23 protein-coding genes and 6 tRNA genes are annotated in these 25,588 nt (G+C 65.7%); 9 read left to right on the top strand and 20 right to left on the bottom strand.

Features of this window, described 5'->3' with window-relative positions; translation table 11 throughout:
• Positions 1 to 11 precede the first annotated feature (11 nt).
• The 12 genes from ACFWCF_RS04805 to ACFWCF_RS04750 form a co-directional block, all read right to left on the bottom strand.
• On the bottom strand, positions 12 to 764 hold the full coding sequence (locus ACFWCF_RS04805) for a YebC/PmpR family DNA-binding transcriptional regulator (RefSeq protein ID WP_378557846.1): 753 nt from the start codon (positions 762 to 764) through the stop codon (positions 12 to 14).
• Between the two features lie 65 nt (positions 765 to 829).
• Positions 830 to 1,450 (bottom strand): pyridoxal 5'-phosphate synthase glutaminase subunit PdxT, encoded by a 621-nt coding sequence (gene pdxT, locus ACFWCF_RS04800; RefSeq protein WP_378558632.1) that lies wholly within the window; start codon positions 1,448 to 1,450, stop codon positions 830 to 832.
• Positions 1,451 to 1,538: 88 nt separating this feature from the next.
• Positions 1,539 to 2,369, bottom strand: coding sequence for an acyl-CoA thioesterase (locus ACFWCF_RS04795; protein ID WP_378557843.1), 831 nt, complete (start codon positions 2,367 to 2,369; stop codon positions 1,539 to 1,541).
• A gap of 68 nt (positions 2,370 to 2,437) precedes the next feature.
• Complete coding sequence (pdxS, locus tag ACFWCF_RS04790; protein WP_378557840.1) at positions 2,438 to 3,340, bottom strand: pyridoxal 5'-phosphate synthase lyase subunit PdxS; 903 nt, start codon at positions 3,338 to 3,340, stop codon at positions 2,438 to 2,440.
• A gap of 206 nt (positions 3,341 to 3,546) precedes the next feature.
• Entirely contained in the window at positions 3,547 to 4,626 is a 1,080-nt protein-coding gene (locus ACFWCF_RS04785; RefSeq protein ID WP_378557837.1) for an NUDIX domain-containing protein, read from the bottom strand.
• Positions 4,623 to 5,750 (bottom strand): glycosyltransferase family 4 protein, encoded by a 1,128-nt coding sequence (locus ACFWCF_RS04780; protein ID WP_378557834.1) that lies wholly within the window; start codon positions 5,748 to 5,750, stop codon positions 4,623 to 4,625. Before ACFWCF_RS04780 ends, ACFWCF_RS04785 begins: the two co-directional genes overlap by 4 nt.
• Positions 5,751 to 6,653 carry a phosphatidylinositol mannoside acyltransferase gene (locus ACFWCF_RS04775; protein WP_378557831.1) on the bottom strand — a complete coding sequence of 301 codons (903 nt, stop codon included), beginning with the start codon at positions 6,651 to 6,653 and terminating at the stop codon, positions 5,751 to 5,753.
• Between the two features lie 16 nt (positions 6,654 to 6,669).
• A complete protein-coding gene (pgsA, locus tag ACFWCF_RS04770; RefSeq protein ID WP_378557828.1) occupies positions 6,670 to 7,344 on the bottom strand; it encodes a phosphatidylinositol phosphate synthase in 675 nt (224 codons plus the stop codon).
• A gap of 109 nt (positions 7,345 to 7,453) precedes the next feature.
• The gene (locus ACFWCF_RS04765; protein WP_378491880.1) at positions 7,454 to 7,975 is read right to left on the bottom strand and encodes an HIT family protein; all 522 of its coding nucleotides are present in this window, start codon (positions 7,973 to 7,975) and stop codon (positions 7,454 to 7,456) included.
• 41 nt (positions 7,976 to 8,016) lie between these two features.
• On the bottom strand, positions 8,017 to 10,083 hold the full coding sequence (thrS, locus tag ACFWCF_RS04760) for a threonine--tRNA ligase (protein ID WP_378557825.1): 2,067 nt from the start codon (positions 10,081 to 10,083) through the stop codon (positions 8,017 to 8,019).
• A gap of 157 nt (positions 10,084 to 10,240) precedes the next feature.
• Positions 10,241 to 10,564 carry a DUF742 domain-containing protein gene (locus tag ACFWCF_RS04755; RefSeq protein WP_378491853.1) on the bottom strand — a complete coding sequence of 108 codons (324 nt, stop codon included), beginning with the start codon at positions 10,562 to 10,564 and terminating at the stop codon, positions 10,241 to 10,243.
• A 509-nt stretch (positions 10,565 to 11,073) separates the two neighbouring features.
• Positions 11,074 to 11,145 (bottom strand) — tRNA-Val (locus ACFWCF_RS04750).
• Positions 11,146 to 11,531: 386 nt separating this feature from the next.
• On the opposite strand from ACFWCF_RS04750, the gene ACFWCF_RS04745 reads away from it, so the two are divergent.
• The 5 genes from ACFWCF_RS04745 (at position 11,532) to ACFWCF_RS04725 (ending at position 11,994) form a co-directional block, all read left to right on the top strand.
• Positions 11,532 to 11,604, top strand: a tRNA-Gly gene (locus tag ACFWCF_RS04745).
• Positions 11,605 to 11,629: 25 nt separating this feature from the next.
• Positions 11,630 to 11,700, top strand: a tRNA-Cys gene (locus ACFWCF_RS04740).
• 1 nt (position 11,701) lies between these two features.
• A tRNA-Val gene (locus tag ACFWCF_RS04735) sits at positions 11,702 to 11,776 on the top strand.
• Positions 11,777 to 11,825: 49 nt separating this feature from the next.
• A tRNA-Gly gene (locus tag ACFWCF_RS04730) sits at positions 11,826 to 11,901 on the top strand.
• Between the two features lie 18 nt (positions 11,902 to 11,919).
• A tRNA-Val gene (locus ACFWCF_RS04725) sits at positions 11,920 to 11,994 on the top strand.
• A gap of 53 nt (positions 11,995 to 12,047) precedes the next feature.
• Here ACFWCF_RS04725 and ACFWCF_RS04720 read toward each other — a convergent pair.
• On the bottom strand, positions 12,048 to 12,521 hold the full coding sequence (locus ACFWCF_RS04720) for an alpha-isopropylmalate synthase regulatory domain-containing protein (RefSeq protein WP_378557822.1): 474 nt from the start codon (positions 12,519 to 12,521) through the stop codon (positions 12,048 to 12,050).
• Positions 12,522 to 12,890: 369 nt separating this feature from the next.
• Here ACFWCF_RS04720 and ACFWCF_RS04715 point away from each other — a divergent pair, with 369 nt between their 5' ends.
• The gene (locus tag ACFWCF_RS04715; protein ID WP_378557819.1) at positions 12,891 to 13,448 is read left to right on the top strand and encodes a GNAT family N-acetyltransferase; all 558 of its coding nucleotides are present in this window, start codon (positions 12,891 to 12,893) and stop codon (positions 13,446 to 13,448) included.
• A 42-nt stretch (positions 13,449 to 13,490) separates the two neighbouring features.
• On the opposite strand, the gene zapE is transcribed toward ACFWCF_RS04715, so the two are convergent.
• The gene (gene zapE, locus ACFWCF_RS04710) at positions 13,491 to 14,501 is read right to left on the bottom strand and encodes a cell division protein ZapE (RefSeq protein WP_378557816.1); all 1,011 of its coding nucleotides are present in this window, start codon (positions 14,499 to 14,501) and stop codon (positions 13,491 to 13,493) included.
• A 175-nt stretch (positions 14,502 to 14,676) separates the two neighbouring features.
• On the opposite strand from zapE, the gene ACFWCF_RS04705 reads away from it, so the two are divergent.
• From ACFWCF_RS04705 to msrB, 3 genes are all read left to right on the top strand, one after another.
• Entirely contained in the window at positions 14,677 to 16,236 is a 1,560-nt protein-coding gene (locus tag ACFWCF_RS04705) for an alpha/beta hydrolase (RefSeq protein WP_378557813.1), read from the top strand.
• A 61-nt stretch (positions 16,237 to 16,297) separates the two neighbouring features.
• A complete protein-coding gene (locus ACFWCF_RS04700; RefSeq protein ID WP_378557810.1) occupies positions 16,298 to 17,581 on the top strand; it encodes a glycosyltransferase family 87 protein in 1,284 nt (427 codons plus the stop codon).
• 52 nt (positions 17,582 to 17,633) lie between these two features.
• Positions 17,634 to 18,062, top strand: a complete 429-nt coding sequence (gene msrB, locus ACFWCF_RS04695) for a peptide-methionine (R)-S-oxide reductase MsrB (protein ID WP_378557807.1) — start codon at positions 17,634 to 17,636, stop codon at positions 18,060 to 18,062.
• Here msrB and ACFWCF_RS04690 read toward each other — a convergent pair.
• From ACFWCF_RS04690 to hemE, 6 genes are read right to left on the bottom strand one after another with little or no spacing between them, the layout of a single operon-like run.
• Entirely contained in the window at positions 18,025 to 18,750 is a 726-nt protein-coding gene (locus tag ACFWCF_RS04690; RefSeq protein WP_378557804.1) for an HAD family hydrolase, read from the bottom strand. The two genes, msrB and ACFWCF_RS04690, sit on opposite strands and share 38 nt — an antisense overlap.
• A 26-nt stretch (positions 18,751 to 18,776) precedes the next feature.
• A complete protein-coding gene (locus ACFWCF_RS04685; protein WP_378557801.1) occupies positions 18,777 to 20,039 on the bottom strand; it encodes a serine hydrolase domain-containing protein in 1,263 nt (420 codons plus the stop codon).
• Positions 20,040 to 20,083: 44 nt separating this feature from the next.
• A complete protein-coding gene (locus tag ACFWCF_RS04680; protein WP_378557798.1) occupies positions 20,084 to 22,372 on the bottom strand; it encodes a molybdopterin-dependent oxidoreductase in 2,289 nt (762 codons plus the stop codon).
• Between the two features lie 29 nt (positions 22,373 to 22,401).
• Positions 22,402 to 23,097: a hydrogen peroxide-dependent heme synthase gene (gene hemQ, locus ACFWCF_RS04675; RefSeq protein ID WP_378491843.1), complete on the bottom strand. Its 696-nt coding sequence runs from the start codon at positions 23,095 to 23,097 to the stop codon at positions 22,402 to 22,404.
• Positions 23,098 to 23,102: 5 nt separating this feature from the next.
• Complete coding sequence (locus ACFWCF_RS04670; protein WP_378557795.1) at positions 23,103 to 24,464, bottom strand: protoporphyrinogen oxidase; 1,362 nt, start codon at positions 24,462 to 24,464, stop codon at positions 23,103 to 23,105.
• A complete protein-coding gene (hemE, locus tag ACFWCF_RS04665; protein WP_378557792.1) occupies positions 24,461 to 25,558 on the bottom strand; it encodes a uroporphyrinogen decarboxylase in 1,098 nt (365 codons plus the stop codon). The genes ACFWCF_RS04670 and hemE overlap by 4 nt, the downstream gene beginning before the upstream one ends.
• Positions 25,559 to 25,588: the final 30 nt, after the last annotated feature.

Genomic DNA, 25,588 nt, shown 5'->3' with positions numbered 1-25,588 from the left:
ACAGCGGTCGATCAGGCGTCGAGTTCTGCGAGAACCTCGTCGGGGATATCGACGTTGGAGTACACGTCCTGTACATCGTCGCAGTCTTCGAGCGCATCGATGAGCTTCATGACCTTCCGCGCGCCCTCTGCATCGACGGGCACCTCCACCGAGGCACGGAAGTCGGGATCGGCCGCGTCGTAGTCGATTCCCGCATCGATCAGCGCGGTACGGACGGCGACGAGATCCGTCGGTTCCGACACGATCTCGAAGGACTCTCCGAGGTCGTTGATCTCCTCGGCACCCGCATCGAGGACGATCTCGAGGAGGTCGTCCTCGCTGTGGCCGTTCTTCTCGAGCGTGACGACGCCCTTACGGGTGAACAGGTAGGCGACCGAGCCCGGATCGGCCATGTTGCCACCGTTACGTGTCATCGCGGTTCGTACTTCGCCCGCAGCACGATTGCGGTTGTCGGTCAGGCACTCGATGAGCAATGCGACACCGTTGGGTCCGTAGCCCTCATAGGTGATGTTCTGCCAGTCGGCACCGCCGGCCTCTTCGCCGCCGCCACGCTTGCGGGCGCGTTCGATGTTGTCGTTCGGTACCGAGCTCTTCTTCGCCTTCTGGATGGCGTCGAACAGGGTCGGATTCCCGCCAGGGTCACCACCACCGGTACGAGCTGCCACCTCGATGTTCTTGATGAGTTTCGCGAACATCTTGCCGCGCTTGGCGTCGATGGCCGCCTTCTTGTGCTTGGTGGTGGCCCATTTGGAGTGGCCGCTCATTCGCTTCGAGCCCCTTCCGGCGATGTGAAGTCGGTGAAACCGACAGTTCGGAGAGTCGAGTCTACCTATGGGCTTGCGAACTGTGAGCGCACAGTGTCGACGAAGAGTCGGTGGACCCGCAGATCACCCGTCACTTCAGGGTGGAACGACGTCGCGAACACACTCCCTCGACGCACCGCCACCACCTTTCCCGCGGCCTGACCGTGGGGGACCCGGGCGAGGACCTCGACGTCGGGTCCGACCCGTTCCACCCACGGGGCGCGGATGAACACGGCTCGGAGCGGACCACCGTCGACTCCGGTCATGTCGAGATCGGCTTCGAAAGAATCCACTTGGCGTCCGAAAGCGTTCCGCCGCACGGTGATGTCCAGCGCGTCGAGGTGCTCGGCGTCCGGCCGGGTGTCGAGCACCTCAGTGGCGAGCAGGATCATCCCAGCGCACGAACCGTAGGCGGGGAGCCCCTCCTTCAGGCGCGCCCGCAGCGGTTCGAGCAGGTCGAATACCTGAAGGAGCCTGCTCATCGTCGTCGATTCGCCACCGGGGATCACGATGCCGTCGACCGCGTCGAGCTCGCTTTCGCGGCGCAGCGCTACAGTGCGCGCACCTGCCGCTTCAAGCGCGGCTCGATGCTCCCGCACGTCGCCTTGGAGTGCGAGTACCCCGATCGTCGGAGTTGTGTGCAGCATCGAAGTTGCCACGGCAGGCCGCCTTCCTCTCATGTCGTCGGCCGCCGCCCCCGCTGCCCGCCGGGCGGGTCAGGGCTCACCGGGCAGGTCAGGACTCACGGAGATAGCGTGTGAGTCCTTCCTGCACGACTGCGGCGACCATGTTTCCTCTGCTGTCGTAGATCCGGCCCTGCGTCAGCGCACGGCCGAATCCTGCAGAGGGTGACGTCTGGTCGTAGAGCAACCAGTCGTCGGCCCGGAACGGTCGCAGGAACCACATGGCATGGTCGAGCGACGCGTCCTGGGTCTTCTCCTCAGGATGGATGACGTGCGCGGAACCGAGCAGCGTCATGTCACTCATGTAAGCGAGTGTGCACACGTGGAAGACCGGGTCGTCCGGGAGCGTGGCGCGCGAGCGGAACCACACTCGCTGGTGCGCGGCCACACCGCGGTCGGCGACCATATGCTCCGGTGGCACGAATCGGAAGTCCCAGTTCGACCACTCGCGCAGTGCCCACGCGAACTCCTCGCGGCCCTGTTCGACGAGTGTCTTCGCATCGGGGAGCTCTTCCGGCCTGGGCACCGTGGGCATCTCGTCCTGGTGTTCGATGCCCTGCTCGTCGGCGTGGAAGGACGCCGACATCGTGAAGATCGCGTGACCGTCCTGCACCGCGGTGACGCGACGTGTGCAGAACGAGCGACCGTCACGGATCCGGTCGACCTGGTAGACGATTCCCTTGGTCGGGTCTCCCGGACGGAGGAAGTAGCCGTGCAAGGAGTGGACCTGGAAATCCGGGACCACGGTGCGCACCGCCGATACCAGCGCCTGCCCCGCTACCTGGCCGCCGAACGTCCGCGGCAGCAACGTCTCCGTTGCGATGCCGCGAAAGATGTTCTCTTCGATTCGTTCGAGCTCGAGGATGTCTTCGATCTTCGCCATGCGGGACCTTTCCGTTTTGTACCCGGAAGTAGGTTATCCGCCGGACGGCGTGGACACGGCAGGGACGGCTACCACCCTCGCTCGGCGAGCCGGTGCGGCACCGGGATGTCGTCGACATTGATGCCGACCATGGCCTCACCCAGTCCGCGCGACACTTTCGCGAGCATATCGGGGTCGTCGTGGAAGGTGGTGGCCTTGACGATTGCTGCGGCGCGCTGTTCGGGGTTGCCCGCCTTGAAGATTCCGGAACCGACGAACACGCCCTCGGCGCCGAGCTGCATCATCATCGCGGCATCCGCGGGGGTGGCGATACCCCCGGCCGTGAACAACGTCACCGGAAGCTTTCCGGCCTTCGCGACCTCGACGACGAGGTCGTAGGGAGCCTGGAGTTCCTTCGCCGCGACGTAGAGTTCGTCTTCGGGGAGCGAGCTCAGTCGTCGGATCTGCTGACGGATCTGTCGCATGTGGGTCGTGGCGTTGGACACATCGCCGGTGCCGGCCTCGCCCTTGGAGCGGATCATCGCGGCGCCTTCGTTGATGCGGCGAAGCGCTTCCCCGAGGTTGGTGGCACCACACACGAATGGCACGGTGAATGCGAACTTGTCGATGTGGTTCTCGTAGTCGGCGGGGGTGAGGACCTCGGACTCGTCGATGTAGTCGACTCCGAGCGCCTGCAACACCTGCGCCTCGACGAAGTGCCCGATCCGCGCCTTGGCCATGACGGGGATGGAGACGGCGCCGATGATGCCGTCGATCATGTCGGGATCACTCATCCTCGAGACCCCGCCCTGTGCACGGATGTCCGCGGGCACGCGTTCGAGTGCCATGACAGCGACCGCTCCCGCATCCTCGGCGATCTTGGCCTGGTCCGCGGTGACCACATCCATGATCACACCGCCCTTGAGCATCTCGGCCATCCCGCGCTTGACGCGAGCGGTACCGGTGGGGGCGGTGGTGTCCGGGGTACTCACAGCTGAACTCCTCAGAAGAAACTCGACACAACAGAACTGACGCAGCGAACCGACGCAGCACATCCGGCACGACGAAGTCGACGCAGAATGGTCGTCGCGCAGAAACGAATCGCGACTCGCCGAGCCTATGACCGTGTGCGGGTGGTTCCCCATAGCCAGTCGCGATGCGCTGGCCTTGTCGGAGCGCTGTCGCGAGATCGTCGAGGTCAGCGAATGGCGCGCACTGGGGCGTTCAGAGCTGTTTCCTCGCGGCTGCCGGCGATACGCCGGGCCTCGTCGAGGAGTTCCGGGAGGTCCTGCGGGTACAGCGGTTCTCCCGCAGAGACCAGTTCGCGGAGCCCTTCGGTGTCGAACCACCTGAATTCGAGGTCCATGCGACGTTCGAGCTCGGTGAATCCTTCGGAGCCGGGCTCGAATCCGGGTGTCTGCAGGACGAAGAACAGTTCTTCGGAATGCAGTACCTCACCGTTGAACGGGAAGACGGCCACTCGCCGCCACACCGGTCCGACGAGCTGTTCGGGGGCGACGGTGCGCCCGGTCTCCTCCGCGAGTTCCCGGACGGCTGCGACACGCAGGTCCTCGCCGGGTTCCACTGCGCCACCGACAGTGAACCAGAAGCGCACCCGCGGGCGTGCCGGATCGTGACCGCGAAGCAGGAGCACACGTCCGATGTCGTCGAGCAGCACCACCCGCGCCGATGTGCGAGCCCGATCCGGGATCGGCGATTGCGATGGGGTCACCCTCGACTTCTCGACGGTCCCGATCTTCTCGACAGCGCCTGCCTTCTCCGGTTCGCGTTCGGCTATCTCGAAGTACGTCGGCAGCGGTGCGGTGCCGCCGAGGTGGAGCCACCGCACCGGGCGACGAGTGCGCAACGCGAGCGTGTCTCGCACAGCATCGTTGTGGAACCTTCTCGCGATGAGCACGCGGGCCTCGGAGTCGGCGAGTTCGGCGACCAGCTGCGGGCGCAATCGTTCGACGTCGAGGCCTGCGAGGGCAACGGAGAGTTCGTTCTCGGCGGTTTCCCGGTGCGCACGGTCTGCGCGTTCCGCCCGGTCGGCCAGCATCGACAACCGACGACCCTCCGAAGCGGACGTGGATGCTGCGATGCTGCGCACCACCACGGCGCGACGGGCGAGGGCTGCATCGAGCGCCTGCCACGAGAGGTCCGACCGCACGTGCAACCGATCGAGGCGATTCGCTGTCGCGTATGCCCACAGGCCGAGCAACAGGACGACGGCTGCGATCAGCGACAGGACGAGGATCGTCAGAGCGCTGAGAGTCACGACCGCACCTCCCGCACAGGTCCGGCGCCGACGGTGACCGTCTCGTACACCCGCAAGATCTGGTCGGCCACCACCGGCCAATCGTAGGTCTCCACGACCTCGGATCCGGCGTCGACCAACGCGGCGCGGCGGTCGTCGTCGTCGAGAACCTCCAGGATGCCGTCGGCGAGCGCCTTGGAGTCCCCGACGGGGACGAGCACCCCTGCTCGCCCGTCGCGCAGCACTCGCCTGAACGCATCGAGTTCGGAGGCGACGACGGCAGTACCCGATGCCATCGCCTCGACGAGGACGATCCCGAAACTTTCCCCGCCGAGATTCGGTGCGCAGTACACGTCGGCGCTGCGCATCGCTGAGGCCTTCTCGTCGTCGTCGACCTGTCCGAGAAACCGGAGGTGGCCTGCGTGCGGTCCTGCATCCTTGCGGAGTCTGTCCTCGTCACCGCGACCCACGACCAGGATCTCGATATCCGGGTATCGCGCCACCAGTGCGGGCAACGCACCGACGAGCACATCCATGCCCTTTCGGGATTCGTCGAAGCGGCCGAGGAACAGCACCGTCCGGCCGGCACGCGGATATCCGGGAAGCGGCGGAGAGTGCCGGAAGAACGGCACGTCGACTCCGTTGGGGACCTCCACGGCATCGGCTCCGAGCGAGGTGACCTGCCAGCGACGAGCGAGTTCGGACACCGCGATGCGACCGCTGATCTTCTCGAGAAACGGCTGCAGAACCCCTTGGAAAGTACTGAGTACCAGCGACTTCGTCGTCGACGTGTGGAACGTCGCGACAATCGGCCCCTCGGCGATCTTCAATGCGAGCATCGACAGGCTCGGTGCATTCGGTTCGTGGATGTGGAGGACGTCGAAGTTGTTGTCGTTGATCCAGCGCCGCACTCGCGCGTAGGAGACGGGGCCGAAGCTCAGCCGGGCCACCGATCCGTTGTATGGGATCGCGACCGCTCTACCTGCAGAGACGACGAAGTCGGGTAGCACCGTCGCCTCGGAGGCGGGCGCGAGTACGCTCACCTCGTGGCCCCGCGAGATGAGGACCTCGGCGAGATCCACGACATGTGCCTGGACACCGCCCGGTACGTCGAACGAGTACGGGCAGACCATTCCGATCCTCACTCACTCCTCCATTCGGGCGCGTCGTGAGTCGGACAGATCGTCCATCCACAGTGGTTGCAACATGTGCCAGTCTGCAGCGTGTTCCGCGATATCGGCGGCGAATCGGTCGGCCAGTTCCTGCGTGGCGCTGCCGATACCGTCGCTGACGTCGATCTCCGGGTGCACTCGGAAGCCCCACCCCTGCTCGGTGAACCAGCAGTGCACGGGAAGGAGGGCGGCGCCGGTGTCGATGGCCAGTTTTGCGGGTCCGGCAGGCATGCGCGTGGGTTCTCCCATGAATGTCACGGGCACACCCTTACGCGCGAGATCGCGCTCCCCCAGTAGGCACACCACCTTGTTGGCCCGCAGGCGTGCCGACAATTCGACGAACGGTGGGCTTTCTCCGCCCGAGAGCGGGAACACCTCGAATCCGAGTCCTTCCCGGTACTCGACGAACCGGCGGAACAACGACTCGGGACGGAGGCGTTCGGCAACAGTGGACAGCCCACCGTACGTGCGGACGCACCACACGCCGGCCATGTCCCAGTTGCCGCTGTGTGGCAGAGCCAGGACGACACCGCGTCCCGCGGCCAGTGCCGCGTCGATGTGCTCGCGGCCTTCGACCGCCGAGTCGATCGACGCGGCTGTGGCGACGAGGTCCATCGACGGAAGCCGGAAGGATTCCCGCCAGTAGCGTGCGTACGACCGGACCGAAGCCCTGATCAGTTCATCGGGCACACGCTCGGGGGGAACACCGAGTACGCGGGAGAGGTTGCGGCGCAGTTGCTTCGGTCCACCGTTCCGGCGGGCCGCGAAGTCGGCTCCCGCGTCGAACAGCTTCGTCGCAACGCGTTCCGGCAACAGCCGCACCAGTCGCCATCCCGTTGCGTATCCGAGGTCCGAGAGACGCTCGGCTGTGTTCATGCCGGACCCTCGTCGTTCACGAGCGTTCCCCGTTTCCGGTATCCGTCTCGGACGCCGGGGCAGAGACGGGCGGGATCGGCAGCAGTTCACGTGCTCCCGGCGAGTTCCGCACCGCGAGGACACGCTGGAGCACGGTGATGATCGACCCGGCGGCGAGCAGCCACATCGCGATATGGATGGCCCAGTCGAGACCGAGCCCGGTCAGTCCGGAACCGACGAGCACGATGACGAGCCGATCAGGGCGCTCGATGAGACCGCCGTCGGCGGACAGTCCGCTCGCCTCGGCCCGCGCTTTCGCGTACGAGATGACCTGCGAGCACACGAGGCAGATCAGCGTTGCGATCACCAGCGGTCTGCTCTGCTCGTGGTAGGCCGCCCACCACGCCAGGCCGGCGAAGATCGCCCCGTCGGCAACCCGGTCGCACGTAGCGTCGAGGACGGCACCGAAACGCGTTCCACCGCCGCGGGCACGCGCCATGGCACCGTCGAGCATGTCGAACATCACGAACAGCCAGATCACGAGCGTGCCGATGAACAGGTACCCGGCGGGGAACAAGGTGAGCGCCGCTGCGATCGTGGCCACGGTGCCGATGACGGTCACCGCGTCCGGGGTCAGGCCGGTGCGGTTCAAGGCGTGCCCGAGCGGTGCGGTCACCTTCGACACCGATGCGCGACCGAAGAAGCTCAGCATTCCGAGACCCCCGAATTTCCCTTCGACCGACGTGTCCGGAACACGATCCTGCCATGACGCACCGCGACAGCGCGGGTGTGGGCGAGAGTGGGGCCGCCGTCGGCTCGCTTCACTCGTCCCATGCCGAGGCCAGCAGTGCGCGGGTGTCGCGCAGCAACTGCACCATCACCTTGGATCCGCCGAGGACGGTGATGAAGTTCGCGTCGCCACCCCACCGCGGCACGACGTGGAGGTGCAGGTGTTCGGACAGCGAACCTCCTGCGGCGGCGCCCAAGTTGAGTCCGACGTTGAACCCGTGTGGCCGCGACACCTTCTTGATCACCCGCAGCGCCCGCTGAGCAAACGCCATGAGCTCGGTGCTCTCCTCGACCGTGAGATCCTCGAGGTTCGCCACCCGCCGGTACGGCACCACCATGAGGTGGCCCGGGTTGTACGGGTAGAGATTGAGCACCGCGTACACGGATTCTCCGCGTGCGACGACCAGACCTTCTTCGTCCGCCATCTTCGGGATCTCGGTGAACGGCTCGTACGGCTCGCTCCGCAGTCCCGGCGATTCGGTGATGTACGACATGCGGTGCGGGGACCAGAGCCGCTGCAGGTGGTCGGATTCACCGGCACCACGATCGATCATCGAATCGGAGGTGTCGGCGGGGCCGGGAGTGCCCTCGCCGGTCAATTGGTCGCTCCCTGTTCGGCCGGCCGCACCAGTTCCGCGGTGGGAGAGGCGTTGTCGCGGCGACGCACCCAGTCGGAGACGATGCTCACCGCCTCGTCGACGGGGACCCCGTTGACCTGGGTCCCATCGCGGAACCGGAAGCTCACGGCACCGGCGGCCACGTCGCGTTCGCCGGCGAGCAGCATGAAGGGAACCTTCTGCGTCGTATGGTTACGGATCTTCTTCTGCATGCGGTCGTCGGATGCGTCCACCTCGGCGCGGATCCCAACCGACTTCAGTTTTCCGACGACGTCGAACAGGTGCTCCTCGAACTCGGCGGCCACCGGAATTCCGACCACCTGAACCGGCGAGAGCCATGCCGGGAACGCGCCTGCGTAATGCTCGGTGAGCACACCGAAGAAGCGCTCCATCGAACCGAACAGGGCACGATGGATCATCACCGGGCGGTGCTTGGCGCCATCGGATCCGGTGTATTCGAGTTCGAACCGCTCGGGGAGGTTGAAGTCGAGCTGAATCGTCGACATCTGCCAGTTGCGACCGAGCGCGTCATTGACCTGTACTGAGATCTTCGGGCCGTAGAAGGCGGCTCCGCCCGGGTCGGGCACGAGGTTCAGACCCGACGCTTCCGCGACCTCGCGCAGCGTCTCGGTGGCGGTGTCCCACAGTTCGTCGCTCCCGACGAACTTCTTGGGGTTCTTCGTCGACAGCTCGAGGTAGTAGTCGTCGAGGCCGTAATCTTTGAGCAGGTCGAGAATGAACTCGAGCACGGTGGTCAGCTCGTCGCGCATCTGCTCGGGCGTGCAGAAGATGTGTGCGTCGTCCTGCGTCATGCCTCGCACGCGGGTCAGGCCGTGAACGACGCCCGACTTCTCGTAACGGTAGACGGAGCCGAACTCGAACATGCGGAGCGGAAGCTCCCGGTACGAGCGCCCACGCGACCGGAAGATCAGGTCGTGCATGGGGCAGTTCATCGGCTTGAGGTAGTAGTCCTGGCCGGGCTTGCGGATCGTGCCGTCATCATTCAGTTCCTCGTCGATGTGCATCGCGGGGAACATGCCGTCCTTGTACCAATCGAGGTGACCCGAGACCTCGTAGAGGTGCCCCTTGGTGATGTGCGGCGTGTTGACGAAATCGTAGCCGGCGTCGACATGGCGCTGACGCGAGTAGTTCTCCATCTCCTGGCGGATGATGCCGCCCTTGGGATGGAACACCGGCAGGCCCGAACCCAGCTCGTCCGGGAACGAGAACAGATCGAGTTCGGCGCCGAGTTTACGGTGGTCGCGGCGCTCGGCCTCGGCGAGCAACTCCAGGTGGCGATCGAGCGCCTCCGTGGACTCCCATGCGGTGCCGTAGATCCGCTGGAGACCGGCGTTGTCCTGGTCGCCGCGCCAGTACGCTGCGGAACTACGGGTGAGTTTGAAGGCGGGGACGAACTTGGTGGTGGGCAGGTGCGGGCCGCGGCACAGGTCCTTCCACACGAGCTCACCCGTGCGGGGGTTGAGGTTGTCATAGATGGTCAGCTCTTTGCCGCCGACCTCCATGATCTCGGGATCGTCGATACCCGACTTGTCGTCGATGAGCTCGAGCTTGAAGGGCTCGTTCTTCAGTTCCTCGCGGGCGTCCTCGATGTTCTCGACGACGCGGCGGGAGAAGCGCTGCGCATCCTTGACGATCTTCTTCATGCGCTTCTCGAGCTTCGCGAGATCGTCGGGCGTGAAAGGCCGCTCGACCTGGAAGTCGTAGTAGAAGCCGTCCTTGATCGGCGGGCCGATGCCGAGCTTGGCTTCGGGGAATTCCTGTTGCACGGCCTGCGCAAGGACATGCGCGGCCGAGTGGCGGATCACGCTGCGTCCGTCTTCGGTGTCGGCACGGACTGCCTCGACCTGGACGTCCGTGTCGGGGATCCAGGCGAGGTCGCGCAGCGCGCCTTCGTCATCGCGGACGACCACGATGGCATCGGAGCCCTTGGCGGGCAGGCCGGCCTCACGCACGGCGGCAGCGGCAGTGGTCCCCGCGGGCACCCGGACGAGTATGGCTGGTTTCGCGGATGCGGGCGTGGTCACTGTGCTGGACTCCTCGGCTGGATGCCTGTTCTGGGGGCTGCTGCCGGGCGCGTCGACGATGCGCGACGGCAACCTCCCCATGCTATCGATATGCGCTCACACCGCTGAACACAGGGCGTGCCGAGCGGGAAACCCGACGATTGCACCCGCCGCGCCGTCAGAGCGAGTGCAGCCCCGTGAGTACACGTTCGAGAAGGTCGCTGCCCGGCCCCACCCGGTCCACGGTGCTGTGCACGGTCAGGACGCCCGCCCCCGCGAGGTCTCCGATCAGCACACGCGCCACTCCGAGAGGGATTCCGGCGAGGGCGGCCACCTCCATCGTCGATCGCGGTTGTGCGCACAGTCCGACGACCACACGGTGTTCCTCCGCGAATCGGCCGGCGATCATGCTCATCGCCGACGGGACCGTGGACACCAGGGCTTCGAGCGGCAGGTCTATATCGGCGCGGGTACGGCCGCCACTACGAACGAACGGTCTCACGAACGATGACGTGTGCTCTTCCAATTTTCCGACTCCCCCAGTGCCTTCGAACCCAGTGCCGTCGAACGTCCGATCCGTGGTTCGGGATTCACGGCGTGCCATCACACCGGCAGCCACATGTTCTCCGGCGGTCGGCCTTACCCCCTCGGCCGACGACGGTGTCGCTGCAGCGTCCGTTTCGGACACCGGCTCCCCCTCTTCAGAGGGTGAATATACAAGATCGTCCCGCTTCGTGCGGTGACGTGGACGCCTGGGCCCGAAGCGGGCACCCGTTGTCCCCACTGCCGGCCATGCGCCGTCGGCGACACTCATCTGACGAATCCTCCTCGAACCACCGTGGTCTGCCCTGCATCGCCCACGCGGACTTCGATGGCCGCAGACGTGCACATCGTCGAGCGGGAAAGAACTTCTCGTCCCACCGGATCACACAGTCACCACTGCGCTCGACGGTTGCATGCCAAGGTACGCAAAAAGGGCACCCTTCGCAGGGTGCCCTTGTCGTGTACCTGTGGTCCCGGCTGGGATCGAACCAGCGACCTTCCCGGTGTGAACGGGACGCTCTTCCACTGAGCCACGGGACCGTTCCGCTTTGCAGCGGCTCGAACGGAAAGAAATTTAACATGCACCCCTATGTCAACACGAATCAGCAGGTCATGAGCCTTTGTCAAGATTGCATCCGAGTGATGACTGCACCTCCGCGTCTGCCAGGACCCCTCTTTTTCGGGGCAGCACCCCCTCGAGTAGAGGCCTCTCGGACGAGAGGTGCCCTCGGGCGAGTCGCGGTCTTCGCCGCATGCCTTCCCGGCGCGCCGTCGGCACCCGTTATGCCCTCCTGAGGGCCCCACACAGCTCATCCAACGCCGTCCTCGCTGAGTTTTCTTTTGTTGACCTGCAGATTTGTGTGTTTCCGCGATGGTCGGCTAAGTTTTTAACCGCACCACGGAGAGCACGACGCCACGGTGCGAGTGCGGATGTAGCGCAGCTGGTAGCGCATCACCTTGCCAAGGTGAGGGTCGCGGGTTCGAATCCCGTCATCCGCTCGAGAGGTTGGACTCGACCTTTTATGGTGGAGTGGCCGAGTGGTGAGGCAACGGCCTGCAAAGCCGTGCACACGGGTTCGATTCCCGTCTCCACCTCGCGCGATTAGCTCAGCGGGAGAGCGCTTCCCTGACACGGAAGAGGTCACTGGTTCAATCCCAGTATCGCGCACCAGGATCGACCAGCACGTGGGTCGATCCGAGTTTCACCCCAACGTGCGAATGCGGATGTAGCGCAGCTGGTAGCGCATCACCTTGCCAAGGTGAGGGTCGCGGGTTCGAATCCCGTCATCCGCTCCACACCGGCGTCAGTAGCCGGCGCGATTAGCTCAGCGGGAGAGCGCTTCCCTGACACGGAAGAGGTCACTGGTTCAATCCCAGTATCGCGCACCAGAACACAGTGAAGTCCCCCTTCGGATTCCGAAGGGGGACTTCACTGTTTCCGATCAGCGCCCGACGCTGAGCCGGTTGGCGCCGGCGATCATGGCGCGCAGCGTGGACTCCGCTGCGGCCTCCCCCGTACCCATGGCCCACATCTGCTGTTCGTCCTGCCGGCAGAGGAGGAACGTCGCGTACGATCCACCGAGTTCGCGCTGATCGAACGAGAGGATCTCGAGGTGGATTCCGAGATCGTGGAGCAGCGCGGTCATTCCCGCGACGGGACCGTTCGCGACCGCCGACGCGGTATGGATCGATGCATTCACTGCCAGTGTCGCCTCGTACGAGTTGCGCCCCGCACCCAGCGCGGTGGCGCGCCATCCACCGAGACGCACCGGACCGTTCTGCGGGGCATAGATGGCGGTGAATTGTTCCCAGGTCGATCCGGCAGCGTCGGCCCGCAACGGCAGGGGCAGTCGATTCGGCCAGGACGGCGCGGAGGTACGGGGACGTGCCGAAGCAAAAGAATCGAAGGCGTTCATCGGTGGTGGTCTTCCACGAGGAGGGAGGACCGACACGTAGCTCGAAGACCCGCAGCGGGGGGTCGGTCCGAGTCAGACCCCGCTACGGCGGTGAACTACGAGTACGCGCTTCATAACGCCCCACCCTAGAACTTCGTTGTGACGAGCGCAAACCTCTGTCCGCGAACTATGTGACGAAACCGTGACCGCTCGAACCGGGAAGCAACTTGGAAGCTGAGGAATCCCTCATGTATCGTGGCAAGTGCCATCCCCCCCGATGGTAATGAACCCCAGCCATGACCCCCCATCCAAGGCTGGGGTTCAGCCATATCCGGGGCAACGTCCGGGGCCGGTACGCTCCGGATCTCCGGCAGCTGGTTCACTGGATTCATGCCGACACCACAGGAAGAAGCCACCGCACCCGTCTCGGTGCGACGCGCGGGAATCTGGGACGCCGAGAGTCTTGCCGATGTGGCGGCAGCGACATTTCCGTTGGCGTGCCCACCCGATGCGACGAGCGCGGACGTCGCCGCATTCATCGAGGCCACTCTCACGGCCGAGCGATTCAGCGAGTACCTCACGGACCCGACACGGATCGTCCTCGAGGCCACGATCGACGGTGAGATCGTCGGGTATCTCATGGCAATCGACGCTCCCCCCGAAGACCCGGAGATCGCCGCGATGATCACCGCGCGTCCGGCGATCGAAATCAGCAAGTTCTACGTACTCCCGGGCAGGCACGGAACGGGAGTGTCGAAGGCACTCATGGCAGCAGTGGTCGACATCGGGCGCTCCGGCGGTCACACCGGATTGTGGCTCGGAGTCAATCAGCAGAATGCGCGAGCGCGACGCTTCTACCAGAAGGAAGGGTTCGACGTGGTCGGCGAACGCACCTTCACAGTGGGGTCGCAACTCCACGAAGACTTCGTGATGCAGCGCACCGTGTAGGACGGGCACGCTGCATCACGGCCTGTCAACCGGACCGCGAGGTCAGGCGGGAACTTCGAAGCGCGACAGCGCGAGGAGTCGCGACGTGGCGCGGAGGTACTTCTTGCGGTAGCCGCCCGACAGCATCTCAGGTGTGAAGATCTCGTCGAGTTTCGCGCCCGCCACCGTCACCGGAATACTCGCGTCGTACAGCCGGTCGGCGAGGACGACCAGCCTCAGGGCAACCGACTGGTCGTGGGCCGGGTGAACGCCATTGAGGAACACCGAGCTGACACCCTCGACCAGTTTTCCGTAACGAGACGGATGCAGGGTGCTCAAGTGGGCGCACAACTCGTCGAAATCGTCGAGCGTCGCGCCAGGAATCTCGTTGGCGCGCTCGACCAGGGCCTTCGCTTCGACCGGTTCCGGTGCCGGCGGAAGGTCGCGGTGCCGGTAGTCGGGGCCGTCGACACGGTGCGTCTCGAAGATGGAGCCGAGCTTCTTGATCTCACGAAGGAAGTCCTGCGCCGCGAACCGGCCTTCGCCGAGCTGGCCGGGAAGGGTGTTCGAGGTCGCGACGATCGAAACTCCGCGCGCCGACAGCTCGGTCAGCAGCCGGGACACGAGCATGGTGTCGCCCGGATCGTCGAGTTCGAACTCGTCGATGCACAGCACACTGTGGGTCGACAACTCCTCGACTGCCTTGTTGAAGCCGAGTGCACCGACGACATGGGTGAGTTCGACGAACGTGCCGAAGGCCTTGGGTGCGGGGGCGCTGTGGAAGATCGAGGCGAGCAGGTGGGTCTTGCCGACGCCGAACCCGCCGTCGAGGTACAGACCCGCACCCGTGGACGGCGCCTTGCGACCGAACAACCCACGCTTACCGCCGCGAATCTTCCCGACCTTACCGACGAAGGCCTCCGCTGCAGCCACGGCTGCTGCCTGGCTCGGCTCGTTCGGGTCGGGGATGTACGACGCGAAACTCACCTCGTCGAACATCGCGGGCGGCACCATTTGCGCCACCAGTTGGTCTGCGGGCACCACCGGATTCCGGTCGACGAGGCGTTCGTGCATTACACCAGGATAGTGGCGCCGAATGGCACAACCAGCACGGGACGGGGTAATGGGACCTACTTCACAAGCCGTTCACGGTGAGTTCACCGCATCGGAGCACGCCGCGGGTACACGTCGGCCCAGTCCGGGCGCACCGGTGCGCACCGCCGCGGTGCACACCTGGCAGGCTGTCCGCATGCGCAGAACCGGGGTGCTCGCTGTGTGTTGGCTCGCAGTCGCGTCGGTGGTGGCCGCATGCGGTGCCGGCCCCTCGATCCGACCCGACGTGGCGGTTGTCCAGGACATGGGGGGCGAGCAGCAGGTCGAGCCCGAAGAGAGCGACCCCGGCGCCGCTGAGCTTCCGGTACCGCAGAACGACCTTGACTGGCGGGACTGCACCGCCGAGACGGTCGGTGCGTTCGCACTCCCCCCCGGCCCGACCGGGCTCGTTCTCGAATGCGCACAGGTACCCGCACCGATCGACGTGACAGGAGCGGTGCCCGGATCGTTTCCGCTCGGAGTGGTCCGCGCACGGCTCACCGATACGCCCACCGACATCGCGCCACTGGTCGTGACCACGGGCTCCGATCTTCCGTCGAGCCGCGCGCTCGCCGCACTCGCGACAGGCCCGATGTCGGCGATCCTGACCGCCAGGCCGCTGGTCGCCGTCGACCGTCGTGGACTCGGAATGTCCCAGGAGATCGACTGCATCTTCGGCGCCGACCGCCGCGCCCTCGCCGACCTCGGTCAGTTCGGCCGCAGCGGCGATGCATCGGATCGCGTCGCCGAACTGGGCAGGCAAGCGACCATCTCGTGCACCGATTACCTGCAACCGCAGCAACTGATGTTCGGTGCGTCACATGCCGCGAGCGATATCGAGCAGGTGCGCCGAGCATGGGATGTCGACCGGTTGGGTCTGCTCGGCATCGGCAACGGCGCAACCGTCGCACTCGCGTACGCAGCGGCTTATCCCGGTGGCGTCGGGCGGCTGATCCTCGACTCGCCCGCCGCAGCGACCGCAGACGCCGAACTGCTCGCCGAATCGAGCGCACGAGGCGCTGAAGCCGCAGTCGACGAGTTCTCCCGTCGATGTGCCGCGCTGGAGTGTTCGCTGGGTGCAGATCCACGCGGAGCGATCGAGGAACTCTACGGACGGGCCGCGGACGGTCTGCTCGCGCCGGTGTCGTCGAATGCGCTTCTGACGGCGATCACCGCGTTCCTGGGAACCCCCCGCGCCGACCTTCAGGTCCGCATCCGGGAGCTGTCCGACATCCTGTCGGCCGCCCGAGACGGCGATGTCATGCCGCTGCTCGAATCCGTAGGGGCAGCAGAAGCAATGCTCTCGACGGACGGTCAGTGGGTTTCGCGGTGCAGCGACGGGCAACGATGGCCGACACCGATGCGCGCCGCTGAACTACAGGAGAACTGGTCGGCGACGTATCCGTTGTTCGGCGGCGACGCCGCTGTCGCGGCGACGTCGTGCGCTGCGTGGCCGAGCATGGCCGCGCCGCCACTCCCCGCGGCCCTCGACGTGCCGGTGCTCGTCACCAGTGCGGCAGCAGACCCGATCGTCGGAAATGCAGGCCTGGAATCAGTGACCGGTGCGCTGACCGCGAGCGGTATCCGATGGGCGGCACTGGCATGGCAGGGAGCCGGGTATTCGGCGACGCTGCATTCGACATGTGCACAGAGCCGTGCCGAGGCGTATCTGGCCGACGGAGTGCTTCCGCCGAACGGCAGCCTCTGTCCGGCCTGATCGCGGTTCGGCAACATCCCTGGATGCGCCGTTCGGTCCCGTTGCAGGGTACCGTGCCGTAGTGTTCCTCAGCAGTCTCGAGCCTCGCACCGCCCGCACCACAGCGGAAGTGGTCAAGTACGTCGTATGGCCACTGGCCGTACTGACGGTGTTGCATCGGGTCGTCATCAAAGCCGTCAACAGATTCCGAACCGACGACTTCAAGCCCGTGTACGAGGCCGCTCTGGCGTTCCTCAACCGTCGCCCGGTGTACACGGCCAACTTCCAGTGGGTGGATCCGCACTATCTGTATCCGCCGTCGGGGACGCTGCTGATCTCACCGATCGCCGTCATAGACCCGGAGCGCTCTCGGTGGCTGTTCATTCTCGCGAACGCCATTGCGATCCTCATTGCGCTCTATCTGCTGCTGCGGATGTTCGGGTTGCGTCTCGACTCCCCCGTCGCACCGATCCTCGTGCTGGCTGCGTTCGCGTCCGAGACCGTCACGAACACCCTCGTGTTCACCAACATCAACGGCCTCGTCCTGCTCGGCGAAGTCGCGTTCCTCGCCTTGTTGTTGAAGCGCCGTGATCTGTGGGCAGGCGTCGCGATCGGTCTCACGTTCGCCGTCAAACCGATCTTGGCGCCCCTACTGTTGTTGCCTCTCCTGCGCGGTCAGTGGAAGGTGTTCCTCACCGCAGCGGGCGTCCCCCTGGCCCTGACGGCCATCGCGTGGCCGTTGTCGGTCGACGCGTGGCAGTTCGTCGAACACACGGTTCCGTATCTGCTGGAATCTCGCGACTACTTCAACAGCGCCATCGTCGGCAACGGCATGTACTACGGGCTGCCCGGCTGGCTGGTCGCGGGCCTGCGTGTCGTGCTGGGACTGATGGTCGTGGCGGCGCTGTGGCTGCTGTACCGCTACTGCCGCAAGGACGAACTGTTCTTCGTCTGCACCAGCGCCGGAGTGCTTCTCGGCGCGTCGTTCCTGCTCAGCTCGCTCGGGCAGATGTACTACTCGATGATGTTGTTCCCGCTGCTCATGACCGTACTGCTACCGAACTCGGTCATGCGGAACTGGCCTGCGTGGCTCGCTGTCTACGGTTTCCTCAGCTACGACTCGTGGCTGTCCGGACGCTGGGTCGAGGCCGGCCGCGCAGCCGAGTACATGAAGACGACGTTCGGCTGGTCCCTGCTGCTGATCGTGGTGTTCGCAGTGCTACTCGACCGGTACCTCGCTGCGCGTCGCGAAGGTCGTCTCGACGGTGGAATCGAACCGTCACATCTATTGCCTACTGCGAAGACCGAGGCGACGACCCCGCCGAAACCGGATCCGGAGCCCGAGCGGGAGACCGCGGCCCCCTGACCTCGTCCCCAACTCGTGGCACGGCAACTCCTGCACCGCTAGCGTGGATGCCATGACTACCACTCCCCGATCGGAACCCACGCCGAAGGTCACGCACAGCGATGACGAGTGGCGCGCCAAGCTCAGCCCGGAAGAATACGCCGTGCTGCGCAAGGCGGGTACCGAACGCCCCTTCACCGGCGAATACACCGATACCGAGACCGACGGTGTCTACGAGTGCCGTGCGTGTGGTGCGGAGTTGTTCCGTAGCTCGGAGAAGTTTGCTTCGCACTGCGGCTGGCCGTCGTTCTTCGATCCGGCCGAATCCGAGGCTGTGATCCTGCGCACCGATGACAGCCTCGGGATGCGGCGCGTCGAGGTGCTGTGCGCGTCGTGCCACAGCCACATGGGCCACGTGTTCGAGGGCGAGGGCTATCCGACACCCACCGATCAGCGCTATTGCATCAACTCGATCTCCCTGCGCCTGGTTCCGAAGGAGTGACGCCGGCGGCCGACAGTGCTCGCCACAAGGCGTCGGGACGTTCCGCAGTCGGAAGAGGTTCGACGAGCTGGAAAGAGCATCCGATCCCGCGGGCGGCGCCGTCGGCCTTCTCGCTGTCGCCGATCATGAGGGTGCGCTCCGGCGCAACACCGAGCGTCTCGACCGCATGCCGGAAGATCTCCGCCTCGGGTTTGACCGCGCCGACTTCGAACGACAGCGTGAATGCGGAGACGAGGTCGTCGATACCGAGGGCCGCGAAGGCCGGCCGGACGTCGAAGGCGATATTGCTGAGGACGCCGACGCGGTAGCCGTCGCCGGACAGCGCCTCGATCACCGGTACCGTGTCGGGGTACACGGTCCAGCAGTCCGGATCTGTCACCTTCGCGTACAGATTCTGCGCCTGTTGCGGATCGGCGACACCGGACTTGCGCAGCACCGTGAGATACGCCTCCCGATGCCATCGAGGGTCGCGGTCTCGATTGGTCCAGGCATGGTGTTCTTCGGCATCCATCTCGACCGGTTGCCCGGTCGGCGCCGTGAGACGACGCATCAGCTCTGCCTGCCGGTGCACGTCGAACGACGCACCGGCACTGTCGGTGATCTGCTCCATCCAGCTGTCGTCCTCTTCCAGCCGGAAAAGCGTGCCGGAGAAGTCGAACAGGACCGCGTCGTACGTGTTCGTGCCCATGGTCTCGACGCTAATGGCTCGTCGTCTCAGTTGGCGTACATCTCGTCGATCAGGCCCTTCGCAATCGTCGAGGCCGGGTCGCGGCCGTCGACGCCGGGGGCCAGGTTCGCCCATACGATGAGCGTGACGTCGTTCTCCGGGTCCGATCCCATGAACGAGTTGTATCCGGGGAGTTCGCCGGTGTGGCCGTACATCGGGCCCATCTTTGCGATACCCCAGCCGTAGCCTGCCGCCTCCGGGTTCGACGGATCGGTCGGGAGGATGCTGTCCATCCGCTGCTGTTGCAGGTCGGCGTCGAGCATCGAGCCGTCGGTGAGCGCTTTCACCCAGGTCGCCAGGTCGTTCGCGGTGGAGATACCCATGCCGGCCGACGACGTCCACGAGGGGTTGTTGTTCGTGACGTCGCTCGGGAGGAGGGTGCCTGCCTTCGCTTCGGCCTGCATGTCCTCCGGCAGTGCCGGATCGGTCAGGGTGAGCATGTTCGTGCCGTAGAAGTATCCGTGCGAGTAAGGGGCGGCAATCGACGTGTCGGCGGCATCCGGATACGACGAGTCCGTCATCCGGGTGGATCGGAAGATCCGGTCGTCGTAGATCTGCGGCAACGGCCTGCCCTCGAGTTGCTCGGCGATCAGGCCGAGCAGCACGTAATTGGTGTTCGAATAGTGGTACCCCTCACCAGGAGGAAAGTAGGGCGGATTCGCGAATGCGAGCGCGAGCAGTTCGTCGGGTGCCCACACACGCTGCGGATCGTTGTCCAGTGCCTCGTTCAGTTCCGGTGTCTCGCTGTAGTTGTACAGACCGGAACGCATGTTCAAAAGCTGTTCGATCGTGATGTTCTCGCCGTTCGGCACGTCGGGCCGATGCTTCGACACGGGGTCCGAGAGCGCGATGTTGCCCTCCTGGACCAGCTGCAGGATGACCGTCGCGGTCCAGGTCTTGGTATTGGAACCCACGCGGATATGGTCGTCGGCAGAGACAGGATCGCCGCCGTCCCGTTCAGTGGTGCCATACGTTGCGGTGATGGTGCCGGACGGGGTGTACAGCAGCGCCACCGCGCCGGGCAGCAGGAACTCCTGTGCGCCTGCGTCCAACGCAGCCTGCAGTCCGGCCTGGTCGACCGGAGACACTGTGCCGGTCGGCGACGGGTCGGTAGCGGAGGTCGTCGGTCCCGGCGACGTGGCCTGTGCGGTGTCGTCGCCCGAATCCGCACACGCGCCTGCGAACAGGATCAAGGCCACTGCGGCGCCGGCAGCCCGCAGACAACGGTTGCTTACTGCGCGACGCTTCATGAACATTCAGGCTACTGGGACATCACTCATCATGGTGACGTATTTCACATACGGCGCCGGATGGCGGGCGGGTCGTACGCGCGAATCGGTGGGAGCTCACCGTCGAAGCGTTCGATCTCGACGAGAACATGTTGCCCGGTGCAGCCGTGCGACAGTCGCGACGTGCCCACATCGGCAGTGAGCACATTCGGATTTCCGTGCACACACATCGACCCGGGATCCTCGGGGTCGAGGGGGTCGTACCACGCGCCGGTCGAGAGCTGGACCACGCCGCGCAACACTCCGGCGTCGAGTGCGACCCCGGCAAGGCAGGCACCACGGTCGTTGAACACCCGCACCACGTCCCCTTCCGAGAGGTCGCGCGATGCAGCGTCAAAGGGATGCATCCGGATCGGTTCGCGTCCCCGAATCTTCGACGCCTGACTGACCGCGCCGTGATCGAGTTGGCCGTGGAGCCGACTCCGCGGCTGGTTCGCGATCAGGTGCAGCGGGAACCGCTCGGCACGTGCACCTCCGAGCCACTCGTCGGGCTCGTACCACTTCGGATGCCCCGCGCAATCGTCGTAGCCGAACCCGTCGATATCCGCGGAGAAGATCTCGATGCGGCCACTCGGGGTCCGCAGCGGGTCGCGCTGCGGGTCGTCGCGGAACTCCTCGAACAACGTCAGATCGTCCTCGGTCCGCATCCGCACATGACCGCGATGCCAGAATTCCTCGAACTCGGGTGGGTCCTCGACCCTGGCCGAATCGGCGAGGACGAAACCGCGCCACTGCTCGTAGAGATATTCGAGCCACTCGTGCGCGCTGCGTTTCTCGGTGAACCGATCGCCGAAACCGAGGCGGTAGGCGAGCGCCGAGAACGTGTCGTAGTCGTCGCGGGCCTCTTCGAACCGGGGTACCGCCGCCTGCATCGCTACCAACAGCGGGTCGCTGCGAGTGCAGGTGAGATCGTTGCGCTCGAGGGTCGTGGTGGAGGGCACGACGATGTCGGCATGTTTTGCCATCGGGGTCCAGTACGGATCGTGGACCACGATCGTGTCGGGGCGTCCCAATGCACGGCGTAGCCGACCGATGTCCTGATGGTGATGGAACGGATTTCCGCCCGCCCAGTAGACGAGCCGGATGTCGGGGAACGTGTACTGCTTGCCGTCGTAGTCGAACTTCTCCCCCGGTCGCAGCAACAGATCGGAGATCGCGGCCACCGGGATGAAGTCGTCCACGTCGTTGTTGCCCTGGAACAGTGTGGGCAGCGGGTACGGCACCGGCGCAGTGCCCGGTTCGTTCATCGATCCGTAGCCGTGACCGAATCCTCCCCCCGGCACACCGATCTGTCCGAGCATCGCCGCCAATGTGATTCCGGCCCACGGCGCCTGCTCGCCGTGCCGAACCCGCTGCAAAGACCACGACACCGTCACCAACGTGCGCGAGGACGCCATTCGGTGTGCGAGATCGATCAATGTCCGCGCGGACAATCCCGTCAACTCCTCCGCCCACTGCGGCGATTTCGGGATCCCGTCGGTACGGCCGAGCAGATAGTCCTCGAACTTGTCGTAGCCCGTGCAGTAACGATCGAGGAATCGGCGGTCGGCCAGGCCCTCGGTGGCAAGAACATACGCCAACGCGAGCATGACCGCGACATCGCTCCCCGGCCGCGGTGCGAGCCACTCGCACTCGCCATGTGTGTCGTCACGAAGCGGACTGATCGACACGATACGGCCTCCGCGGGCCCGCATACGGTCGAGCGCGTCGCGGGTGGGGTGGTCGCTGTTCCCGCCGTCGTTGATGGAGGTGTTCTTCACGGGGACGCCGCCGAAGCACACGAACAGCTCGGTGTGCCGGGCGATGAGATCCCAATGGGTCGAACGCGCGAACAGTTTCCAGTGGGTCCCGACGACGTGGGGCATGACCACACCGGTCGCGCCGAGCGAATAGCTGTGCACCGAGCGTGTGTAACCGCCGAACATCTTGAGGAAGCGGTGCACCTGGCTCTGCGCATGATGGAAACGTCCGGGCGCCGACCATCCGTACGAACCACCGAAGATCGCACGGTTGCCGTAGCGATCCGCGACGCGTCGCAATTCACCGGCGAGCAGTTCGGTCAGTTCGTCCCACGACACGGCGACGAACTCGTCGCTGCCGCGTCTGCTGCTGGGCCCGGGACCGTGTTCGAGCCACCCTCGACGCACCACAGGCCCGGCGATGCGGGCGCGGTGCCGCACCGAGCCCGGCACGTTCCCGAGGATGGGCGACGGGTCGCGGTCGCCGGCGAACGGGTGCGCGGCGACCACCTCGCCCTCGCGCACCTCCGCCGAATACATCCCCCAGTGCGCCATATGGGAGTACCGCGCCCCGCCGGACATGATCAGGGAAGTGAAGCGATCAGCGACTCTGGCGCGACACGCGGACCGGAGAAGAACGGCGTCTCCTCACGGACGTGCCGCCGTGCCTCGGTGGCACGCAGGTCGCGCATCAGGTCGACGATCCGATCGAGCGCGGGGGCTTCGAACGCAAGAATCCATTCGTAGTCACCGAGCGCGAACGACGGAACGGTGTTCGCGCGCACGTCCGGGTACGGCCGCGCTTCCTTGCCGTGGTCGGCAAGCATCTTGCGACGATCGGCATCCGGAAGCAGGTACCAGTCGAGCGACCGCACGAACGGGTACACGCAGATGTAGTCGCCCGGTTCCTCACCTGCGACGAACGCCGGGAGGTGGCTCTTGTTGAACTCCGCCGGCCGGTGCAGCGCGGTGTTCGACCACACCGCGGTACTCGCACGCCCGAGGATCGTGGTGCGGCGGAACTCCGCGTAGAACTTCTGCAGATCCTCGATGTGTTCGGCGTGGGTCCAGATCATGAAGTCTGCGTCGGCGCGCATCCCTGCAATGTCGTAGATCCCGCGCACGATGACATCGGTGCTGTCGAAGGAGGCGAGGAACTTCTGGAAGTCCTCGATCGCCTCCGTCCGGTCCTCACCGAGCGCACCCGGCCTGACCTGGAACACCGACCACATCGCGTAGCGAAGCGTGGAATTGAGCTTGTCGAAATCGAGACGTGCCATGACCCTCATCCTGCCACTCGTGCCGCGAGCCGTGCTGCGGCCTTTGTGCCTGATTCGACACATGCCGGAACGCCCACCCCATGCAGCATCGCGCCGGCCACTGCGAGGCCGTCGATTCCGTCGATCGCCCGCTCGAACGCCGCCACGATCTCGGTGTGGCCGGCGCGGTACTGAGGCAGACCGCCGTGCCACCGCTGCACGAATGCCGCGACGGGCTCAGCGGTGATCTCGCCGGTGACGGTGGCGAGGTCGGCGCGGGCAAGGGTGATCAGCTGTTCGTCGGATGCATCGACGAGCCGGTCGTCGCCGAACCGGCCGAACGACGCGCGTACGAGAGCGACGTCGCGTTCGGCGAGATGCGGCCACTTTCGTCCGGACAGCGTGAATGCCTTCGCCGCCAGTCCCTCCCCGGTGGCGACGAGGATGCCCGAGTTCTGTGGCAAGGCCGTCTCCGACGGCATTGCAAGCGTCACGGTCACCGACGACGCGAGTGGAATCTCGGCGGCGTGCGCGGCGGCGGCAGGCACCGAGCCGGTCAGCAACGCCGCCGCCTCCGGTGCGGGAACCGCGAGGATCACACCATCGACCTCACCGACCGGATCGAGTGACCAACGACTCCCGCTACGACGCAGGTTCGACGCGAGCGTTCCGTAGTGGATCTCGGCGCCTGCTGCGCGTTCGAGCGCGTCGAGGAGCACACCGTAGCCACCGCGCAACGTGCCGAACACCGGCTTGTCGGAGGGAGTCGGGAGCGCGCTCGCGACCGCCTCGGCCAGGCTCGCCGCACCGTCGTCGAGTGCGCGTGCGAGGGTCGGCACCGTGGCGCGTACCCCCGCCGTGTCGGACAGGCCGGAGTAGACGCCGCCGAGCAACGGGTCGACGCTGCGGCGCACCACCTGTTCGCCGAACCGCGACCCCACCAACTCTGCGACCGACATGTCCCCGTCGCGGTCCCAGCCGAGAGGCACCTCGGGCTCCCCCACTATGCGGGCAAGGGTCTCCTCGTCGACGAGCCCTTCGAGAGACCGGGCGTCGGCGGGAATCCCCATCAACGTTCCGGTCGGCAGGGGGTGCAGTGCCGCGCCGGCGTAGACGAGGGGACGTGCCCCTGACGGATGGACGAGCTGATCGGTGAGCCCGAGTTCGTCGAGCAGAGCGGGCACCTCGGGTCGCCGCCCGATGAATGCCTCGGCACCGACGTCGACGGGAGCACCCGCCAGCGAGACGGTGCGAAGCTTGCCGCCGAGTCGGTCCGAGCGCTCGAGCAGCACTATCCGGGCGTCCGGGCCCAATGTCGCCCGCAGCCGAAGTGCCGCGACGAGTCCGGTGATGCCGCCACCGACGACGGCGACGGCAGGCGCGCTCACAGCGAATGCACCAGCTCGACGACCCGGGTGAGGATGGTCGGATCGGTGTCGGGAAGCACACCGTGACCGAGGTTGAAGATGTGTCCGGTCGCGCCGGTCGCGAGGGCGCGGTCGGCAGAGGCGATCACACGACGGACTTCGGAGTCGACGACGTCCCAGCCGGCGAACAACAGCGCCGGGTCGAGATTGCCCTGCAGTACCTTGCCTGCCCCGACACGCTGCGCCGCGACGTCGAGCGGCACCCGCCAGTCGACACCCACGACATCCGCGCCGACCTCACCCATCGCACCGAGAAGTTCGCCCGTTCCGACACCGAAGTGGATTCGGGGAACACCGGCGGACTCGAGTTCGGCGAACACCCGCTGTGAATGAGGCATGACGAACTCCCGATAGTCGGCGAGTGAGAGTGCACCCGCCCACGAATCGAAGAGTTGAACGGCGTCGACGCCGGCGTCGAGTTGCGCGCGCAGGAACACGAGGGCGATATCGGTGAGCTTGCCGAGCAGTGCGTGCCAGGTTTTCGGATCCGCGTGCATGAGCGCTTTGGTGTGTTCGTGATTGCGGCTCGGTCCGCCCTCGACCAGGTACGACGCGAGTGTGAACGGTGCACCGGCGAACCCGATGAGCGGTGTGTCGCCCAGTTCGCGGGTCAGCATGGTCACTGCCCGCGCAACGGCGCCGACCTCTTCCGGTTCGAGGCGTGGGAGTGCAGCGACATCGGCGGCGGTGCGGATCGGTTCGGCAACGACCGGACCGGTACCCGCGACGATGTCGAGGTCTACACCCGCAGCTTTGAGGGGCACCACGATGTCGGAGAACAAGATCGCAGCGTCGACCTTGTGACGACGTACGGGCTGCATGGTGATCTCGCACACGAGTTCGGGATCGAAGCAGGATTCGAGCATCCCGGTTCCCACTCGGATCTCGCGGTATTCGGGCAGCGAGCGGCCTGCCTGACGCATGAACCACACCGGCCGGTGTGCTGGTTTCTCGCCGCGGGCCGCAGCGAGAAGTGGGGCGTGCGGGAGGGCCCGCCGCGTGGGGTACTGCGTGGCCGCAGGGGAGCCGACGTTCGTGTTCTCCAAGCCGGTCATCGATCCTCGTTCTTCCGAAAGGCACGGGTC

The organism is Rhodococcus sp. NPDC060090, assembly GCF_042729855.1.
Lineage (GTDB): Bacteria > Actinomycetota > Actinomycetes > Mycobacteriales > Mycobacteriaceae > Rhodococcus.
Note: the sequence above shows the minus strand (reverse complement) of the source record. Positions and strands in the feature narration are given on the sequence as shown.

Bases quoted from the DNA above. Each gene is read 5' to 3' on its own strand.
- ACFWCF_RS04805 (WP_378557846.1), bottom strand. From the start codon at position 764: ATGAGCGGCCACTCCAAATGGGCCACCACCAAGCACAAGAAGGCGGCC.
- pdxT (WP_378558632.1), bottom strand. From the start codon at position 1,450: ATGCTGCACACAACTCCGACGATCGGGGTACTCGCACTCCAAGGCGAC.
- ACFWCF_RS04795 (WP_378557843.1), bottom strand. From the start codon at position 2,369: ATGGCGAAGATCGAAGACATCCTCGAGCTCGAACGAATCGAAGAGAAC.
- ACFWCF_RS04775 (WP_378557831.1), bottom strand. From the start codon at position 6,653: ATGAACACAGCCGAGCGTCTCTCGGACCTCGGATACGCAACGGGATGG.
- pgsA (WP_378557828.1), bottom strand. From the start codon at position 7,344: ATGCTGAGCTTCTTCGGTCGCGCATCGGTGTCGAAGGTGACCGCACCG.
- ACFWCF_RS04765 (WP_378491880.1), bottom strand. From the start codon at position 7,975: ATGATCGATCGTGGTGCCGGTGAATCCGACCACCTGCAGCGGCTCTGG.
- ACFWCF_RS04720 (WP_378557822.1), bottom strand. From the start codon at position 12,521: ATGAACGCCTTCGATTCTTTTGCTTCGGCACGTCCCCGTACCTCCGCG.
- ACFWCF_RS04715 (WP_378557819.1), top strand. From the start codon at position 12,891: ATGCCGACACCACAGGAAGAAGCCACCGCACCCGTCTCGGTGCGACGC.
- zapE (WP_378557816.1), bottom strand. From the start codon at position 14,501: ATGCACGAACGCCTCGTCGACCGGAATCCGGTGGTGCCCGCAGACCAA.
- ACFWCF_RS04705 (WP_378557813.1), top strand. From the start codon at position 14,677: ATGCGCAGAACCGGGGTGCTCGCTGTGTGTTGGCTCGCAGTCGCGTCG.
- msrB (WP_378557807.1), top strand. From the start codon at position 17,634: ATGACTACCACTCCCCGATCGGAACCCACGCCGAAGGTCACGCACAGC.
- ACFWCF_RS04690 (WP_378557804.1), bottom strand. From the start codon at position 18,750: ATGGGCACGAACACGTACGACGCGGTCCTGTTCGACTTCTCCGGCACG.
- ACFWCF_RS04685 (WP_378557801.1), bottom strand. From the start codon at position 20,039: ATGAAGCGTCGCGCAGTAAGCAACCGTTGTCTGCGGGCTGCCGGCGCC.
- ACFWCF_RS04680 (WP_378557798.1), bottom strand. From the start codon at position 22,372: ATGGCGCACTGGGGGATGTATTCGGCGGAGGTGCGCGAGGGCGAGGTG.
- hemQ (WP_378491843.1), bottom strand. From the start codon at position 23,097: ATGGCACGTCTCGATTTCGACAAGCTCAATTCCACGCTTCGCTACGCG.
- hemE (WP_378557792.1), bottom strand. From the start codon at position 25,558: ATGACCGGCTTGGAGAACACGAACGTCGGCTCCCCTGCGGCCACGCAG.